2 protein-coding genes (1 of these 2 only partly in view) are annotated in these 20,677 nt (G+C 63.9%); both read right to left on the reverse strand.

Going from position 1 to position 20,677, the window contains the following annotated elements:
• On the reverse strand, window positions 1–14,997 hold the full coding sequence (locus QRN61_RS18900) for a non-ribosomal peptide synthase/polyketide synthase (protein ID WP_285374549.1): 14,997 nt from the start codon (window positions 14,995–14,997) through the stop codon (window positions 1–3).
• A protein-coding gene (locus tag QRN61_RS18905; protein ID WP_285374552.1) for a non-ribosomal peptide synthetase crosses the window boundary here: on the reverse strand, window positions 14,997–20,677 show its 3' end. It continues 6,640 nt past the right edge of the window; the window shows 5,681 of its 12,321 coding nt (coding positions 6,641–12,321); its start codon lies beyond the right edge, outside the window; it ends in the stop codon at window positions 14,997–14,999. Before QRN61_RS18905 ends, QRN61_RS18900 begins: the two co-directional genes overlap by 1 nt.

A 20,677-nucleotide genomic window follows, 5' to 3' on the forward strand; every position in this document is an offset into this window, starting at 1 on the left:
TCAGGACATGACTACTGATTCAACGATCTGGCCGAGCATTTCTTCAGCCTCGGACAGGAAAGTTTCATCGCGCGGGATCTGGAAGTGCCCGCAATCCAGCCATTCACCGCCCATGCCCGGCTGGTCGAGTTGCGCCGCCAGCTCCAGTGCCTCGGCTTCGCGACCCAAGGTCCACCAGCACGTCGGGTTGACGGTCAACGGCGCACAACGCTCAAGCTTGAGCGACAACTGCTTGAGCCGGCGCGCCACGCTGAACACCTGCGCCAGTTCTTCGGCACCCAGCGCCACATAGGTCGACGCCCCGCGCTCGGCGCTCATGGCACGCTGGAACAGCGCGCGCAGGTTGTGCGGCGTTTCCTCACCGTCGATAGACAAGTCCGAAGCGGCGTCCGGCAGCGTCACCTGCAAGAAATCGCGCAGGTCGGCTTGCCAGTTATCGACAGCCCCGGCGTCGACCGCCGCCGACGGCACGAAGCTGTCGACCAGCCCGACAAACTTGACCTGTTGCCCGGCCTGCTCCAGTTGCGCGGCGATCAACATCGCCAGCGTACCGCCCAGTGACCAGCCCAGCAGGTGATACGGCCCCTGCGGCTGTTTCTGACGAATCTGCGCCAGGTAATCACTGGCCATTTCCTGCAGCGAGGTGTCGTTGAATGCCGGATCCAGCAGCATCCGCGACTGAATCGCCAACACCTGGCGTTGACCGCTCAAGCGCCGCGCCAGCGGCTCGTAGTCGAACACCGTGCCGAAACCGGCGTGCAGGCAGAACAACGGCGCCACGCCCCTGACCTCGGCGTTCATCGCCAGCAACCCGGAGGCTTTTTCCGCCGTGCCCTGAACACTCGCTACCAGTTCACCGATGCTCGGTTTCTGCATCAGGTCGCGCAGTTTCAGGCTCAGGCCCTGAGCCTTGAGCACACGGCTGCGGGCAACCACTTGCAGGCTGAGGATCGAGTCGCCACCCAGTTCGAAGAAGTTGTCGCTGAGCCCGACCCGTTCGACTTTCAGCACCTCCTGCCAGATCTTCGCCAGGGCTTTTTCCAGCTCGGTGCGCGGCTCGACGTAGGCCAGACGCTGTTCGGCGTCCGGATTCGGCAGGGCCTTGCGGTCAAGTTTGCCGTTCGGCGTCAGCGGCATGCGCTCAAGCACCATCAGGTGTGCCGGCACCATGTAATCCGGCAGGCTGGCCTTGAGTTGCTCGCGCAGACGTTCGCCCAAACCGTCGGCCGGCGTCTCGGCAGCGGCCAGTACATAGCCGAGCAGTTGCTTGCCGCTGACGCCCTCGCGGGCCACCACGGCGGCGTCACGCACGCCCGGCTGCTGCTTGAGGCGCGCTTCGATTTCACCCAGCTCGATGCGGAAACCACGGATCTTCACCTGATGGTCGATCCGCCCGAGATAGTCGACAGTGCCGTCGGCACGCTGGCGCACCAGGTCGCCAGTGCGGTAGAGGCGACTGCCATCGGCACTGAACGGGTTGGCAACGAAACGTTCGGCGGTGCCACCGGCACGCCCCAGATAACCGCGAGCCAACGCGCCACCCAAGTACAACTCACCGGCAATGCCGGCCGGCAGCGGGTTGAGATCGCTATCGAGCACATAACAGCTGCGCTCGCCGACCACGCTGCCGATCGGCGCATAGGCCGCGCCGCATTGATCGTCGACCGCGGCCTTCCAGATCAACGGCGTGACCACCGTTTCGGTCGGGCCATAGCCGTTGATGATGTACTGCGGTTGCAGTGCGCGTTTGGCCAGTTCGAAACTCGCCACCGGCACCGCATCCCCGCCGAAGCAGTAGATCCGTACCGGCGGCGGATTGCCGTGCTGCTCAGCGTGTTCAGCCAGTTGTTGCAGATACACCGGCGGGAACGCGGCCACAGTCACGCCATGCTGATGCAGGGCGTCGAAGGTTTGTTCGGCCGTCCACAGGCTGTCGTCACGAATCAGCAAACGGGCGCCGTGCGTCAGGGTGGTCAGCCAGCGCTCATGCGCGCCGTCGAAGGCGAACGACATGAAGTGCAACTCGCAATCGGCTGCGCTCATTTCGTAACGCTGACCGATCGCCTGGCAGTGCATCGCCAGCGGCCCGTGCGCCACGCCGACACCTTTCGGTTGACCGGTGGAACCGGAGGTGTAGATCACGTAGGCCAGGTTGCCCGGCTGCACCGCCACCTGCGGTGCCGACTGCGGCTGAATGCGCAGGTCCAGTTGATCGAGTTCCAGCACATGCAGGTTGGCCTGGGTCGGCAGCACCTGACGCAGACTCGAATCGCTGAGCAGCAAGGCGATGCCCGAATCGTGCATCAGATAACTCAAGCGCTCGCGGGGATAGGTTGCGTCCAGCGGCACATAGGCGCCACCGGCCTTGAGCACCGCCAACAGCGCGACGATCATGTTTTCGCTGCGTGGCAGGGCCACACCGACCCGCACTTCCGGACCGACACCTTCGGCAATCAGCGCATGCGCCAGACGATTGGCCCGCGCTTCGATCTGGCCATAACTGAAGGCTTGCTCATTGAAGATCACTGCGGTTTGTTCGGCACGCTGTGCGGCCCAACCGGCAATGCGCTGGTGCACCAGCGGGGCCTGCGCTTGCGCGACAACCTCCGGCGCGGGCGCGACTTGCCCGGTCGGCAGACCGATGCGTCCCAGCGCCTGCCCGGCGTCCTGAACCATTGCGGTGAGCAGGCCTTCCATGTTGCTGCGGATGCCTTCCACGGTCGCCAGATCAAAATGCTCGCGCAGGAACATGTACTCGATCACCAACCCGTCTTCGAGGGTGACCATCAGGTCCATCGGGAAGTTGGTCAGGCCCGAGTTATTGATCTCGCCAAACTTCAGCGAATCATCGCGCCACTCACGCAGCGCCTGATCGATCGGGTGGTTTTCGAACACGATGATGCTGTCGAACAGCGACTGCCCGGCACGTCCGCCCCAACGCTGGACGTCGGTCAGCGGGGTGTACTCGCGCTCGCGCAGTTCCAGGTTGAAATCCTGCAACTCGCGCAACCAGGCGCCCACGGCCTGCTCGGCCGGCACGTCCTTGATCACCGGCAAGGTGTTGATGAACAGGCCGAGGATCGATTCCGACGCCGGCAGACTCGCCGGACGCCCCGCCACCGTGGCGCCGAACGCCACGCAACGCTGCCCACTGTACCGGCTCAGCAGCACCAGCCACGCGCCCTGCACCAAGGTGTTGAGGGTGACCTGCTGCGACTGGGCAAAGGCTTTCAACTGCTCGGTGCGGGTTGCGCCCAGACGGCTGTACAGCGCCTGGTGACCGCGACCACTGCCGGTGCGCGTCACCGCGTCCGCCAGATAGGTCGGCTCGTCGAGCAGGCTCAGGTGCTGACGCCAGAAACCTTCGCTGGCATTCGCGTCCTGCTGCTGCAGCCAGTTGATGTAACCGCGGTACGGCACCGCGTCGGCCAGTGGTCGTCCGGAATACTGGCTCAGCACTTCACCGATCAACTGCGAACTGCTCCAGCCGTCGATCAGAATGTGATGGTAAGTCCAGATCAGTTGATAGCTGTGCTCGCCGACTTGCACCAGCGTCAGCCGCTGCAGCGGTGGCTGGTCAAGGTCGAAGCCCTTGGCCCGCTCGGCATCCGCCAGGCCTTGCAAGGCTTCGGCCGAATGATCCTGCTCACGCCAGTCGAGCAGACTGAACGGCAACTGCGGATCGGCGAGCACAAATTGCAGCGGCTCGGCCATATCCTGCCAGAGGAAACCGGTGCGCAGAATGTCGTGGCGACGGCTGACGGTTTCCCACGCGGCTTGCAGACGCAGCGGCTCAAGGCCCTGCACCGGAACGCTCAACTGGTTGACGTAGAGATCCGCTTCCGGCGAATTCAGGCCAAGGAACAGCATGCCCTGCTGCATTGGCGACAAGCGATAGAGCCCGTCCAGTTGCCCGGCCGGCAGTGGCAGTTGCGCCACCTGCGCCTCGCTCAAGCCGTGCAGCGGCAGGTCGATCAGCGCCGGCTCCGGCGCCACACGCCCTTCGGCAGCCTGCACGCACAGGGCCAATTGTTGAATGGTCGGTTGCTGGAACAGGTCTTTCGGGCTCAGCTCCAGCCCTTGCTGACGGGCGCGACTGACCACCTGAATCGAGATGATCGAGTCGCCGCCCAAGGCAAAGAAACTGTCGTGGGTGCTGATCTGCTCAAGGCCCAGCACCTCTTTCCAGATCTCCACCAACGCCTGCTCGGTGGCGTTCACCGGTTCGACATGCAGCTGCGCGGCGCTGAGCTCCAGTGCTGGCAGGCGCTTGCGATCGATCTTGCCGTTGGGGGTCAGCGGCAGCTGCGCCAGCCACAGGCGGTGGCTCGGCACCATGTAATCCGGCAAGGTCGCGCCCAGCCAGTTGCCGAGGGTTTTCTGCAGTGCGGCCTGTTGCTCGGCGTTGGCGTCGATGATCGCCGGATCGCTCGGCACCAGATAGGCAATCAGTTGCTGACTGCTCGACACTTCGCTGGCCACGACCACCGCTTCACGCACGGCGGCATGCGCCAGCAGACGCGCTTCAATTTCGCCCAGCTCGATACGCAAGCCGCGAATTTTCACCTGATGGTCGATCCGGCCCATGTACTCCAGCTCGCCCGCTTCACGCTCACGAATCAGGTCGCCGGTGCGGTACATGCGCTCGCCGTTGCCGACGAAAGGATTCGGCACGAAGCGCTCAGCGGTCATCGCCGCACGCCCCAGATAACCGCGCGTGATGCCTGCGCCGGACACGTACAGCTCGGCCGAAACACCCTGCGGAACCGCGTGCAAATCGGCATCCAACAGATGGCTGGCGCTGTGCTCGAGCGCGCGACCAATCCGTGCCTGACCGCCAGCGCTGCGGCGGGTCCAGGTCGAATAAGTGGTGTCTTCCGACGGGCCGTACAGGTCGTAGACGTGCTCGACGGTTGACTGCTGATACAGCGCATCGACCAAGGCTTGCTTCAGCGGCTCACCCGCCAGATTGATGATGCGCACGCTTGGCGGAATCTGCCCGGCACGCTGCAGCGCGGCAATCGCCGACGGCACAGTGTTGATCAGGCGCACCTGATCACGGGCCGGCAGTTGCGCCAGCTCCAAGGCATTACGCGCGATGATCAGCGAACCACCGTTGGCCAGCGTGACAAACAGCTCCCACACCGACAGGTCGAAGCACACCGAGGTCGAGGCCAGTACGCCTTGAATGTCGTCGCGGCTGTAGACCTTGGCCGACCAGTCGATCAGCGCCATGACGTTGCGATGGGCAATCGCCACGCCTTTCGGTTTGCCGGTGGAACCGGAGGTGTAAATCACGTAGGCGAGGTTGTCCGGTTGCACCGCAGTCTGTGGCGCAACAGTCGAATAACCGCTCAACGAAACCTGATCCATCAGCAGCACTTGCGTATCGCCCGGCACGCTCAGGGTCGAGGCAACCGCCTGTTCGGTCAGCAACACCCGCGCCCGGCTGTCCTCCAGCATGTAGGCAACGCGATCCGCCGGGTAATCCGGGTCCAGCGGCACATACGCACCACCAGCCTTGAGCACCGCCAGCAAGGCAATCAGCAACTGCTCGGAACGCGGCATCGCCACGCCCACGCGCACTTCCGGGCCGACACCCAACTCAAGCAGTTTGTGCGCCAGACGATTGGCCTGCGCGTCCAGCTCGACGTAGGTCAGTTGCGTATGGGCGAAGGTCACCGCCAAGGCATCCGGGGTCGCCGCCACTTGGCGGGCGATGGCTTGATGGATGCACAACTCGGTGGCGAAATCGCTGTTTACCGACGGGCTGTGTTCGATCAGATTCAGTTCGCTAAGCGAACGCTCCCCCGACTCGCTCATTTGCCCGAGCAGGCGCTGCAGATACCCGGCCAGTTGCACCACGCTGTGCGCGGCAAAGCTTTCGCACTGGTAGCTGAAGTGCATCGACAATTCGTCGCTCAAGTGCACCAGCAGCGTCAGCGGGTAGTTGGTCTGCTCATGATTGTGGATTTCACCGAAGCGCAGTTCTTGCGGTGCGCCCTGCGCCAGGGCCTCGGACACCGGGTAGTTCTCGAACACCAGAATGTTGTCGAACAGCGCCTCACCGTTGCGCTCGGCCCAGCGCTGAATGTCGAACAGCGGGGTGTGCTCATGCTCTCGCAAGGCCAGGTTCTGCGCCTGCACGCTCTGCAACCATTCGCCAACGCTCGATGGCGACTGCGGACTGGCGATGACCGGCAAGGTGTTGATGAACAGACCAATCTGCTGCTCGACCCCTTTGAGCTCGGCCGGACGCCCCGCTACCGTCGCGCCGAACGCCACGCACGGCTGGCCGGTCAGGCGCTGCAACAGCAGCAGCCATGCCGCTTGAATCAGCGTGTTGAGGGTGACTTTCTGCTGGCGCGCAAACTCGCCCAGACGCCGCGTCTGCTCAGCGTCGAGCACGCAGAAATGCTCGCCGTGGCCGTCGCGCGGTGCATCGCCGCGCTGCGCCTGCAACGCTTGCGCCAGCAAGGTCGGCGCTTGCAGGTCAGCCAGTTGTGCGGTCCAGTAACGCTCGCTGGCCTGCACGTCCTGGCGCTGCAGCCATTCGATGTAATCGCGATAACGCCCGGCCAATGGCGGCTGGGCAACCCCGCTGTAGCGCTGCAGGACTTCACCAAGCAATTGCGAGTTGCTCCAGCCGTCCATCAGGATGTGGTGGTTGGTGTAGATCAAGTGGCAGCGCTGCTCGTCCAGACGCACCACGACCATGCGCAACAGCGGTCCCTGGCTCAGGTCGAAACCTTGCGCCTGTTCGGCGGCCGCCAGTGCATTCAGATCACCCTGGCAATCGTCACGATCGCGCCAGTCGAGGACGCGGAACGGCATGTCCAGTTGCTTGTGCACCACTTGCACTGGACGCGCCAGTTCACCCTGCCAGACAAAGCTGCTGCGCAGGATGTCGTGGTTGTCCACCGCCGCTTGCCAGGCTTGCTGGAAGCGTTGCGGATCGAGGCCTTCGACATCGAGCCGGACCTGGTTGATGTAATCGCCGGTGGCCTGCTCGTAGAGGCTGTGGAACAACATGCCCTGCTGCATCGCCGACAGCGGATACACATCGGCGACCTGCCGTGGCGCCAGCGGGAACTGATCGAGCTGCGTCTGCGTCAGGCCAGCCAGCGGGAAGTCCGACGGGGTCAGGCCTTCGATGCCCGGGGTCAGGCAATGGCCGATCAACGCTGCGAGTTCTGCGGCGTAATCTGCGGCCAGGGCTTCGATCACTGCACTGTCGAAACGCTCGCGGCTGAACGTCCAGCCCACCCGCAGCTCGCCGCCATACACTTGACCGTTGAGGGTCAACCAGTTGCCCAGCGGCGCCTCCGGGCTCTGATCGAGGCCGGCGTTGTCCGGCGACGGCACGAACAGCGCAGCGTCATCGCCGGCGAAACTGCCGTCGAACTGCCCAAGGTAGTTGAAGGTGATGCGCGGGCTCGGCAAGGCCTGCAGGCTCTGCTGCGCTTGCGCATCACCAAGGTAACGCAAGGCGCCGAAACCGATGCCCTTGTTGGGGATCGAGCGCAGTTGTTCCTTGATCTGCTTGATCGACTCGCCAAGCGTCTCTACCGGCGTCAGGCGCACCGGGAACAGGCTGGTGAACCAGCCCACCGTGCGGGTCAGATCGACACCGTCGAACAGTTCTTCGCGACCATGGCCTTCGAGCTGGATCAGCGTCGACGCCTGCCCGCTCCAACGGCCGATGACCCGCGCCAGTGCCGTCAGCAACAGATCGTTGACCTGGGTGCGGTACGCCGCCGGGGCCTCTTGCAGCAGTTGGCGGGTCAGCTCGGTGCCGAGCCGGGTTTGTACGGTCTGGGCCAGACGATTGTCCTGACTGGCGTCAACGCGTTTGCACGGCAGATCGGTACTTACATCGCTCAGGCAGGCCTGCCAATAATCCAGTTCGGCCTGCAACGCCGGGCTGTTAGCGTAACGCTGCAAATGCTCGCCCCAGTCCTTGAAGGCGCTGGTCCGGGACGGCAGGCTCAACGGCTGATCATTCAGCAATTGCTGATAAGCGTTTTGCAGGTCTTCCAGCAGAATCCGCCACGACACGCCGTCCACCGCCAAGTGATGAATCACCAACTGCAGACGCTGCGTGCCATCGGCCAGATTCGCCAGTACCGCACGCAGCAACGGCCCGTGTTGCAGATCGAGACTGCGCTGGGCGCGATTACCCAAGGCCTCAAGGGCGGCGGCATCGGCCACGTCCTCCTGCCAGAGCAGGTGCTGCGGCAGCGCTTCGACCGCGCGGTGCTCGGCCTGCCACACGCCATCGCGCTGGGTGAAGCTCAGGCGTAAGGCATCGTGATGAGCCACCAGTGCGCGCAACACTTGCTCGAGTTTTTCAGCGTCCAGCGCCTGCCGCGGTTGCAGCAGCACCGACTGGTTCCAGTGATGACGCTGCGGAATTTCGTCGGCGAAGAACTGCTGCTGGATCGGCAGCAGCAACGCTGCACCGCTCGCGGCTTGCTGATCAATCGTCGACTCGTCGCCACCCCACTGCGCGACCAGTGCCAGACGCTGCACGGTCTGGTGCTGGAACAGGTCTTTGGGATTGAGGCGAATGCCGGCCTGACGGGCACGGCTGACCACCTGAATCGAGATGATCGAGTCGCCGCCCAATTCGAAGAAGTTATCGTGGATGCCGACTTGCGGCAGCTTCAACACGTCTTGCCAGATCGCCGTCAGACCCTGCTCCATCGCGCTTTGCGGCGCCTGATAGGCCTGCTGTGACTGGCTGGCGTCGGGTGACGGCAAGGCGCTGCGGTTGAGTTTGCCGTTGGCGGTCAACGGCAATTGCGCCAGCAGCAACAGGTGCGCCGGAACCATGTGATCCGGCAGATTGGCCTTGAGTTCGGCACGCACGCTGTCGCGCCACAGCGCCTGTTCGGCCGGGCTTGCGTCGAGCAGCGCGGCGTCGCCTGGCACCAGATACGCCACCAGTTGCTGACCGCTGAGGCCCGGCTGCGCCAGCACCACGGCCTGGCGCACGGCAGCCTGTTCCAGCAGCTGCGCTTCGATCTCGCCGAGTTCGATACGGAAACCGCGAATTTTCACCTGATGGTCGATCCGGCCGATGTATTCGATCACGCCGTCGGCGCAGTAACGCGCCAGGTCACCGGTACGGTACAGACGCCCGCCATCGGCGGCGAACGGGTCGGGAATGAAGCGCAGGCTGGTCAGATCCGCGCGGTTCAGGTAACCGCGAGCCAGGCCGGCGCGACCGACGTACAGCTCACCGATGCAGCCTTTGGCGACCGGATTCAGATCACCGTCGAGCAAGTACCAGGACAGGTCCGGGATCGGCTCGCCGATCGGACTGCTGGCATCACGCTGCAAGTCGGCCAGCGAAATCGGCCGGTAGGTCACGTGCACGGTGGTTTCGGTGATGCCGTACATGTTGATCAGTTGCGGTGCCTGATCGCCGAAACGCTCGAACCACGGACGCAGGCTCTTGACCTCCAGCGCCTCGCCGCCGAACACCACGTAACGCAGCGCCAGTGCTTGCGTCGCGTGTTCGGGGGCACAGGCCACTTGCATCAATTGCTTGAACGCCGACGGCGTCTGGTTCAGAACGGTGACGCCTTCACGGCAGAGCAAGGCGAAGAAATCTTCCGGCGAACGGCTGACCTCGTAAGGCACCACCAGCAGTTTGCCGCCGTACAGCAGCGCCCCGAAAATCTCCCACACCGAGAAATCGAACGCGTAGGAATGGAACAGGCTCCAGACATCCGTGGCGCCGAAATCGAACCACGCATCAGTGGCCTCAAAAAGGCGCAGCACGTTGCGATGGGCCAGCAACGTGCCCTTCGGCTGACCGGTGGAGCCGGAGGTGTAGATCACGTAAGCCAGGTTGTCCGGGCTCATACGCACCTGCGGATTGCTGTCGCTGTAGCCTTCCAGACCGTCACGTTCCTGATCGAGCATCAGGCTGCGCAGCGAATCCGGCACCGGCAGACGCCCCAGCAGATGACTCTGGGTCAGCAGCAAGGCGATGCCGCTGTCGCCGATCATGTAGCTCAGGCGTTCCTCCGGATACGTCGGGTCCAACGGCACATAGGCGCCGCCGGCCTTGAGGATCGCCAGCAGACCGACCAGCATGTCGAGGCTGCGCTCCACCGCCAGACCGACGCGCACGTCCGGGCCGACACCGCTGGCAATCAGCTTGTGGGCCAACTGGTTGGCGCGACTGTTCAGCTCGCCGTAGCTCAAGGACTGCCCGGCACAGCTCACGGCAATCGCTTGCGGGGCGCGGGCGGCTTGTTGTTCGATCCGTTGATGCAGGCACTGCTCGCTCGGGAAATCGCGGATGGCCGGATTCCACTGCTGCAAGGTCGCCGCGCGTTCGGCGGCGTCATGCAGCGGCAGTTCGGCGATGCGCTGAGCGCTGTCGGCGACGATGCCTTGCAGCAGATGGGTCCAGTGTTGCGCCAGGCGTTCGATGGTCTCGACGTCGAACAGGTCGGTGGCATAGGTCAGCTCGGCCCAGACGTTGTCGCTCGATTCAAAAGTGTTCAGGGTCAGGTCGAACTGCGCGGTACTGGACGCCCACGGCAAGCCTTCAATCGCCAGTTTTGGCAGACGCGTGGCGCCCTGCGCCTGACGCACCTGGCTCTGGTGGTTGTGCATCACCTGGAACAATGGGCTGTGGCTGAGGCTGCGCTCCGGTTGCAGCGCGTCGACCAGTTGCTCGAACGGCAGATCCTGATGCGCCTGGGCGCCGAGCACCGTATTTTTCACTTGCTGCAGCAGGCTGCGGAACGTCTGCTGACTGTCGAACTCGGCCTTGAGTACCTGGGTGTTGACGAAGAAACCGATCAGGCCTTCGGTCTCGACCCGGTTGCGGTTGGCCACCGGCACTCCGACGCGGATATCGGCCTGACCGCTGTAGCGATGCAGCAAGGTCTGGAACGACGCCAGCAACAGCGCAAACAGCGTAACGTTCTCGCGCTGCGCCAGTTGCTTGAGCGCGGCGGCCAGTTCGCGGCTCAGCGGGATATCGCGACGGGCGCCACGATAGCTCTGCTCGGCTGGACGCGGCCGGTCGGTCGGCAACTCCAGCAGCGGTTGATCACCATCGCCGAGTTGTGCGGCCCAGTAGCTCAATTGACGCTCGCGTTCACCGGCGTCCATCCACTGTTTCTGCCACACGGCGTAGTCGGCGTATTGCACCGGCAGCGCCGGCAATTGCACGCTCTGGCCCTGGCTGTAGGCGGCATACAGCGCCACCAGCTCATCGACCATGACATTCATCGACCAGCCGTCGGAGACGATGTGATGCAGGGTGATGACCAGCGCGTGGTCATCGGCGGCCAGACGCAGCAGTTTGACCCGCAGCAACGGGCCTTGCTGCAGATTGAACAGGTGCAGGGTTTCGGCGGAGACCAGCGCTTGCAGCGCCGCCTCGTCGAGATCCGCCGCCACGTCCTGCACCTGCAGATCGAGCGTGCCGTGAGCCTGGATCACTTGCAGGGTCTGCCCCTGCTGCTCGACGAAGCAGGTGCGCAGCGATTCGTGGCGCTCGATCAGCGCGTCGAAGCTGCGCTGCAACGCTGGCAGATCCAGCTCACCGCGCAGACGCAGCGCCGCCGGCACGTGATAAGCGGTGCTGGTCGGTTCCAGTTGCCAGAGGAACCATTGACGCTCCTGGGCATAGGACAGCGCCAGCGGCTGCTGGCGTGGCAAGGCAACAATTGGCGGCTCCCGATGCGCCTGATCGACACCCAGCGCGGCGACAAAGTCTTCCAGCGTGCTGTGTTCGAACAACGTGCGCAGCGGCACTTGAACGTTCAGTGCCTGACGTACGCGCGAGACCACTTGCGTGACCAGCAACGAGTGGCCGCCCAGTTCGAAGAAGTTGTCACTCAGGCCTACGCGATCGAGCTTGAGCACCGCTTGCCAGATCTCGGCAACGCTGTGCTGAGTGGCGGTTTGCGGCGCGAGGTAAGTCGATTGCAGCTGGCTGGCGTCGGGTGCCGGCAAGGCTTTGCGGTCGACTTTGCCGTTCGGCGTCAGTGGCAGTTGCGCGAGGAACAACAGGTGCGCCGGCACCATGTATTCCGGCAGCTCGGCCTTGAGGCTGGCTTTCAATGCGGCGCGCAGTTCGCCTTCATCAAAAGCCTCGGCGGTCGGCACCACATAGCCGACCAGTTGCGGGCCGGTCGGGCCGTCCTGAGCGACTACCACGGTTTCGCGCACGCTATCGAGGGCGAGCAAACGCGCTTCGATCTCACCGAGTTCAATCCGGAAACCACGGATTTTCACCTGATGGTCGATTCGCCCGATGTACTCGATCACGCCTTCGGCGCGGTAACGGGTCAGGTCGCCGGTGCGGTACAGACGCGCGCCGGTTTTCGAAAAGGGATCCGGGACAAAACGTTCGGCGGTCAGGCCTGGGCGCTGGAAGTAACCACGCGCCAGGCCGTCGCCGCCGATCAGCAGTTCCCCCGGGGCGCCGAGCGGATTGAGCTCCAGGTCGCTGCCGAGGATGTACAACGCGGTGTTGTCGATCGGCGTGCCGAGGAATGGACGGCTGCTGTCCGCACTCAAGGCGTGCTGCGCCGACCAGATAGTGGTTTCGGTCGGGCCGTAGAGGTTCCACACGCTCGGCGTCAGTGCAAGCATGCGTTGCGCCAGTTCCTGCGGCAGCGCTTCACCGCCACAGAGGAACGTGCGGCCCGCCAGGATTGGCGCCTGTTCATTGTCCAGCAGCATGCGCCAGGTCGAGGGCGTGGCTTGCAGCGCCGTCACGCCATGACGCGCGATCAGTTCGAGCACCGCTTGCGGGTCTTGATGCACATCCTTGCCGGTCAGCACCACACAGGCACCGGCCAGCAATGGGCCGTAGATTTCCAGGCCGAAAATATCGAACGAAAAGGTGGTCAGCGACAGCATGCGATCGGCGGCACAGATGCCCGGCTGCTTGATCATGCTCGCGACAAAGTTGCTCAGCGCCGCGTGGCGCACCATCACGCCTTTCGGTTTGCCGGTAGAACCGGAGGTGTAGATCGTGTAGGCCAGATGCTCGCCATTGACTGCCACGTCCGGCGCGGTCTGTGGATAAGCCGCCAGCCACTCGTGTGGTTGATCCAGCAACAGCGCTTGCACGCCCGGCGGGATCGGCAGCTGCGTCTGCAAATGGCTTTGGGTCAGCAGCAATTGCAGGCCGCTGTCCTCGATCATGTAGGCCAGACGATCCTGCGGATACGCCGGGTCCAGCGGCACATAAGCACCGCCAGCCTTGAGGATCGCCAGCAGGCCGACGATCATTTCCACGCTGCGCTCGACGGCGATACCGACCAGTTGATCCGGGCCGACACCGGCCTCGATCAGCTTGTGCGCCAGTTGACTGGAGCGGGCATCCAGCTCGCCGTAGCTCAGCACGTCTTCGCTGATGATCAGTGCCGTGGCCTGCGGCGTTTGCTGCGCACGCCGGGAGAAATCCTGCTGCACGCATTCGGCTTGCGCAGTGCGGTCGGCGCTGCGCAACCAGTCCTGCAACAGCACGCCGTGTTCGGCGCTTTCCAGCAACGGCAATTCGCCGACGCGCAGGCTCGGTGCGGCGACAATGCCGCGCAGCAGGTTCTGCCAGTGACGCGCAAGACGCTCGACGGTTTCAGCTTTGAACAGGTCAGTGGCGTAGGTCAGCTCGGCGGCAAAACCGTCGCTGGACTCGTAGGTATTCAGCGTCAGGTCGAACTGCGCGGTGCGCCCTTCCCACTGCACATCCTCGACACTCAGCTGCGGCAACTGCGCCGCGTTGCGCCCCTGATCACGGCTGGTCTGATGGTTGAACATCACCTGGAACACCGGGCTGTGGCTCAGGCTGCGCTCCGGCTGCAGGGCTTCGATCAGTTGCTCGAACGGCAGATCCTGATGCGCCTGCGCGGCCATCGCCGCCTGCTTGACCTGAGCCAGCAACTGGTTGAACGGCAGTTGCCCGCTGACCTCGGCACTCAGCACCTGCGTGTTGACGAAGAAGCCGATCAGGCCTTCAGTCTCGACCCGATTGCGGTTGGCGGTCGGCACCCCGACGCGAATCTGCGCCTGTCCGCTATAGCGATGCAGCAACGCCTGGAACGACGCCAGCAGCAGCATGAACAGGCTCGCACCTTCGCGCTGCGCCAGCTGTTTGAGGGCGTCACCGAGGTCAGCCGGCAGGTTCAGTTCCAGCCGCGCACCGCGCAGGCTTTGCACGGCCGGACGCGGGAAATCGATCGGCAGCTCCAGCACCGGCTGCTCGCCGCCCAGGGTCTTGACCCAGTAGGCCAACTGGCGTTCACGCTCGCCCGCTTCCAGCCAGTGCCGCTGCCAGATCGCGTAGTCGGCGTACTGTATTTCCAGCTCTGGCAGGCTCAGCGGCTGCCCGGCGGTGTCGGCGGCGTAATGCTGAATCAACTCGTTGACCAGAACTTTGATCGACCAGCCATCGGAGATGATGTGGTGCTGGATCAGCACCAGCACATGGTCGTCTTCCGCCACTTCGAGCAGCGCCACCCGCAGCAGCGGGCCCTGCTGCAAATTGAACGGGCGTGCGGTTTCGCTCTCGACAAAGGCCTTGATCGCCGCGTCTTCCCCGGCGGCATCGAGGCCCTCCGGCAATGGCGTCAGGCTGATGCTCAGCGGCAGCTGCGGGTGAATCACCTGGCAAAAGCTTTCGCCTTGCTCGGCGAAGGTGGTACGCAAGCTTTCGTGACGCGCCGCCACCGCGTTGAAGCTTCGTTCCAGTGCCGCCACATCCAGCCGACCCTTGAGGCGCAAGGCGCTGGGGATGTGATACGCGGTGCTGTGCGGGTCCATTTGCCAGAGGAACAGTTGACGCTCCTGAGCGTACGACAGAGGAATCGCCGCAAACCCGGAACGTGTTTCCGGGATCGGCAGGTTGGCCGGAGAGACGCCCTCTTCGAGCATCTTTTCCAGGTACAGCTTACGTTTGTCCAGCGGCAGAGTGATAAAGCGCTTGGCTACCCTCAAAGCAACACTCTTGTCCATCAGACTTCCTCCATATCGTCAAGCAGGGCTTCCAGCTTGCTCAGTTTCTGTTCGTTGATTGCCCCGCCTCCTGTATCGAGTCGAGCGACAAAATCGCTCAGGACGGGGTGCTGGAATAACAGTTGCGGGGTCAGCGTCAGGCCCAGTTCAAGGGCCATGCGCGACACCACGTTGACCGCCAGCAGCGAGTGCCCGCCGAGTTCGAAGAAGTGATCGTTCAAGCCGATGCGTTGCACTTCGAGCACTTGCTGCCAGATCGCCGCGACCTGCTGCTCAAGCTCACTGTGCGGCGCGACATACGCGGCCTGCATCTGGCTGGCATCGACCGCCGGCAGGGCCTTGCGGTCGAGTTTGCCGTTGGGGGTCAGTGGCAACTGCTCAAGGAACAGCAGGTGCGCGGGAATCATGTAGTCAGGTAACGAAGACTTGAGGCCAGTCTTTAGTCCCTCGCGCAGTTGGCGCTGCGCGTCCCCGTCGTGCATCTCCAGTGACGGGGCAACCACATACGCCACCAGTTGCGCGCCGGTGTCGCTCTCGACGGCCAGCACCGCGGCCTCAGTGACTGCCGGTTGCGCGAGCAATCGCGCCTCGATCTCCCCCAGTTCGATGCGGAATCCACGAATTTTCACCTGATGGTCGATCCGGCCCATGTACTCCAGCTCGCCCTCCTCGCGCTCTCGAATCAAGTCGCCGGTGCGGTACATGCGCTCGCCGTTGCCGACGAAAGGATTCGGCACGAAGCGCTCGGCGGTCATCGCCGCACGCCCCAGATAACCGCGCGTGATGCCGGCGCCGGACAGGTACAGCTCGGCCGAAACACCCTGCGGAACCGCGTGCAAATCGGCATCCAACAGATGGCTGGCGCTGTGCTCGAGCGCGCGACCAATCCGTGCCTGACCGCCAGCGCTGCGGCGGGTCCAGGTCGAATAAGTGGTGTCTTCCGACGGGCCGTACAGGTCGTAGACGTGCTGGACCGTCGACTGCTGATACAACGCCTCCACCAGCGCTTGTTTCAGCGGTTCACCCGCCAGATTGATGATGCGCACGCTTGGCGGAATCTGCCCCGCACGCAGCAGCGCGGCAATCGCCGACGGCACAGTGTTGATCAGGCGCACCTGATCGCGGGCCGGCAGTTGCGCCAGCTCCAGCGCATTACGCGCGATGATCAGCGAGCCGCCGTTGGCCAGCGTGACAAACAGCTCCCACACCGACAGGTCGAAGCACACCGACGTCGAGGCCAGCACGCCTTGGATGTCGTCGCGGCTGTAGACCCTGGCGGACCAGTCGATCAGCGCCATGACGTTGCGATGGGCAATCGCCACGCCTTTCGGTTTGCCGGTGGAACCGGAGGTGTAGATCACGTAGGCGAGGTTGTCCGGCTGCACCGCAGTCTGTGGTGCAACAGCCGAATAGCTGCCCAGCGACATCTGATCCATCAGTAGCACTTGGGTATCGCCCGGCACGCTCAGGGTCGCGGCAACCGCCTGTTCGGTCAGCAACACCCACGCCCGGCTGTCTTCGAGCATGTAGGCAACGCGATCCGCCGGATAGTCCGGATCCAGCGGCACATACGCACCACCAGCCTTGAGCACCGCAAGCAAGGCAATCAGCAATTGCTCGGAACGCGGCATCGCCACGCCCACGCGCACTTCCGGGCCGACGCCCAGTTCTACCAATTTATGCGCCAGACGGTTGGCGTGGGCATCCAGTTCGGCGTAGCTCAGTTGCTTATGGGCGAAGGTCACCGCCAAGGCATCCGGAGTCGCCGCCACTTGATAGGCGATGGCTTGATGGATGCACTGCTCGGTAACGAAATCGCTGTTCACCGGCAGGTTATGTTCGATCAGGTTCAGCGCGCTGAGCGTACGTTCGCCGCCATCCGCCATCTGGCTCAGCAGACGCTGCAGATGCGCGCCCAACTGCGCTACGCTGGCCGCAGCGAAGCTGTCGCGTTGATAACTGAAATGCACCGACAGTTGCGCGCCCATGTTCACCAGCAGGGTCAGCGGATAGTTGGTCTGCTCCTGATTGGCCACCGCGCCGAAGCGCAGACCCTGCGGCGCACCGCGTTCCAGTGCTTCGCCGATCGGGTAGTTCTCGAACACCATCAGGCTGTCGAACAGCGCGTCACCGCCCTGCCCGGCCCAGCGCTGAATGTCCGCCAGCGGCGTGTGTTCGAACTCGCGCGAGGCGAGGTTCTGCGCCTGCACCGCTTGCAGCCAGGCGATCACGCTCTGCTGCGCGGACGGCGCAGCGATCACCGGCAGCGTGTTGATGAACAGGCCGATCTGCGCTTCGGCCCCCGGCAGATCCGCCGGGCGCCCGGCGACGGTGGCGCCGAACGCCACGCAATCCTTGCCGGTGTAGCGCTGCAACAGCAGCATCCACGCCGCTTGCACCACGGTGTTGACGGTAACTTTCGCGGCCCGGGCAAACTCGCCCAGGCGCTGGCTCAGCTCAGCGTCCAGCACCTGGTAATGATCGCCGTAACCCACGCTCGGCAAACCGGCCTGCGGCCGCGCGATGGCATCGGCCAGGCGCGTCGGTTCCTGCAGATTGCCCAGCGTCGCCCGCCAGTAGGCTTGCGCCGCCGCGCCATCCTGACGTTGCAGCCAAGCGATGTAATCGCGGTAGCGACCTGCGCCACGGGCGACCGCTTCGCCGCTGTAGTGCTGCAACACTTCGCCGAGCAACTGCGCGCTGCTCCAGCCGTCCATCAGGATGTGATGGTTGGTGTAGATCAGGTGATAACGCTCGGCTGCAGTGCGCACCAGCACCAGGCGCATCAGCGGCGCACAGCTCAGGTCCAGACCCAGTGCGCGCTCCTCATCGGCGAGGGTTTGCAGCGCTGCCTCCAGATCAGTCCTGCCGTGCCAGTCGAGCACGCTGAATGGCACCTCGACCTGACGCTGCACCACTTGCACCGGTTGCGGCAGATCGCCTTGCCAGAAGAAACCGCTGCGCAGGATGTCATGCGCATCCACCGCCGCCTGCCACGCCGCGCGGAAGCGTTGCGGATCGACACCGTCGACGTCCAGACGCATCTGGTTTATGTAGTCGCCATTGCCGTGTTCGAGCAAGGTGTGGAACAGCATGCCCTGCTGCATCGGCGACAGCGGATAGATGTCGTCGATGCCTTGCGGCTCCAGCACCAGCGCATCCAGTTGCGCTTGCGACAGTTGCGCCAGCGGGAAGTCCGACGGTGTCACGCCACGGTTGGCACTGTCGCAGCAGTGGCCGATCAGCGTGGTAAGTTCCTGCACATAGTCGTCGGCCAGACGCTGGATGGTGGCGGTGTCGAACATCGCGCCGCTGTAGGTCCAGCTCAGGTCCAGCTCACCGCCGAATACCTTGCTGTTGAGCGCCAGCGGATTGCCCAGCGGCCCTTGCAGATTGACCTCTGCGCCGCCGGACTCGCTGGTCGGCACGAACAGGGCATCGCTGGCAGCGTCGAAGCTGCCGTCGAACTGGCCGAGGTAGTTGAAAGTCAGGCGCGGCGCCGGCAAGGCTTGCAGGGTGGCACGCGCCGGCTCATCACCAAGGTGCGCGAGTGCGCCGAAGCCGATGCCCTTGTGGGGAATCGCCCGCAGCTGCTCCTTGATCTGTTTGAGCGAGGCGCCGAGTTCGGCGGCCGGTGCCAGACGCGCCGGGAATACGCTGGTGAACCAGCCCACGGTGCGGGTCAGATCGATGTGTTCGAACAGGTCTTCGCGACCATGGCCCTCAAGCAATACCAAGGCATTGTCGTCCCCGGTCCAGCGCACCAGCACCCGCGCCAGCGCGGTCAGCAACAGGTCGTTGACCTGGGTGCGATAAGCCGCCGGAGCTTCCTGCAACAGCTGACGGGTCAGGGTCTGATCGAGTTTGCTGCGCAGGGTCAGCGCCTGATCGTGTTGCTGACCACCCTGCGGCCGGTCGTAAGGCAAGGCCGCCGAAGCGCCCTGCAACTGCTGCTGCCAGAAGCCCAGCTCGGCCTGCAACGCAGGGGTTTGGGCGTAGTCCTGCAACGCCGCTGCCCAGGCTTTGAGCGCACTGGTTTTCGCCGGCAATTGCACGGGCTTACCTGCGAGGAGCTGGCGATAGGCGTTTTGCAGATCTTCGAACAGAATCCGCCACGACACGCCATCGACCACCAGGTGATGGACGATCAGCAGCAGGCGCTGACTGCCATCAGCCAGGTTTGCCAGCACCGCGCGGATCAGCGAACCGCCGCTCAGTTGCAAGCTGCGCTGGGCCTTGTTGCCCAGTGCCTCAAGGGCGGCGAGATCAGCGACCTCGACTTGCCAGAGAATGGTTTCCCCCGCTTGCGTGGCGACGTCGCGGTAGTACGCCGACCAACCCGCAGCCTGCTCGACAAAGTCCAGACGCAAACTGTCGTGCTGAACGACCAACGCATCCAGCGCCTGCTCCAGTACCTGAGCGTCCAGTGCCTGCGTCGGCTTGAGCATCACCGACTGGTTCCAGTGGTGACGGTCGGGAATCGCTTCGGCGAAGAATGTCTGATGAATCGGCAGCAGCGCGGTTTCGCCGGTTTGCGCATGCTGATCGATGGGCTGCACGGCTTCGCCGATCTGCGCGACTGTAGCGAGGGCCTGAATGGTCTGGTGCTGGAACAGGTCTTTGGGGCTGAAGCGAATCCCGGCCTGCCGCGCCCGGCTGACCACTTGAATCGAGATGATCGAGTCGCCACCCAGTTCGAAGAAGTTGTCGCTGACGCCGACCTGCTCAAGCTTGAGCACGTCTTGCCAGATCGCCGCCAGTTGCTGCTCCAGCGCCGTCTGTGGCGCGAGGTAGGTCTGTTGCAGTTGGCTGACGTCCGGTTTTGGCAGGTTCTTGCGATCGAGCTTGCCGTTCGGCGTCAGCGGCATGCGCTCAAGACGCAGGACATACGCCGGCACCATGTGCGCCGGCAGGCTGGCCTTGAGCTGCGCGCGCAGGTCTTCGGTGAAGCCGTCACGGGCCGAATCGCCGACCACGTAGGCCACCAGACGCTTGCCACTGCCGGCACTGCCTTCCTGCGCCACGACCACCGCTTCACGCACGCCGTCGAGGGCTTGCAGCGCCGCTTCGACTTCGCCCAGTTCGATACGGAACCCACGAATCTTCACCTGATTGTCGATGCGATCCAGATAGTCGAACGTGCCGTCGACGCGCTGGCGCACCAGGTCACCGGTGCGATACAGCAAGCCGCCATTTGCGCTGAACGGGTCGGCGACAAAACGCTCAGCAGTCAGCCCCGGACGGTTCAGATAACCCCGCGCCAACCCGGTACCACCGAGGTACAGCTCACCGGCCATGCCTTGTGGCAGCAGGTTCAGATCGGCGTCGAGCACGTAGGCGCTGCGGTCGCCGATCCGGCTGCCGATCGGCGCGTAAGCGGCACCGCATGGCTCTTCACGGCCAGCCTTCCAGATCAATGGCGTGACCACGGTTTCCGTCGGGCCGTAGCCGTTGATGATGTAGTCCGGATCGAGCGCGCGTTTGACCCGTTCGAAACTGGCGCTCGGCACCGCATCGCCGCCGAAGCAATAGATCCGCACCTTCGGCGGGCTGCCGACACGCTCGGCGTGTTCGGCCAGTTGTTGCAGGTACACCGGCGGGAACGCAACCACGCTCACGCGGTGTTCGATCATCGCGTTATAGGTCTGCTCCGGCGTCCACAGCGTGTCGTCGCGAATCA

The organism is Pseudomonas sp. lyk4-TYG-107 (assembly GCF_030209055.1).
Lineage (GTDB): Bacteria > Pseudomonadota > Gammaproteobacteria > Pseudomonadales > Pseudomonadaceae > Aquipseudomonas > Aquipseudomonas putida_A.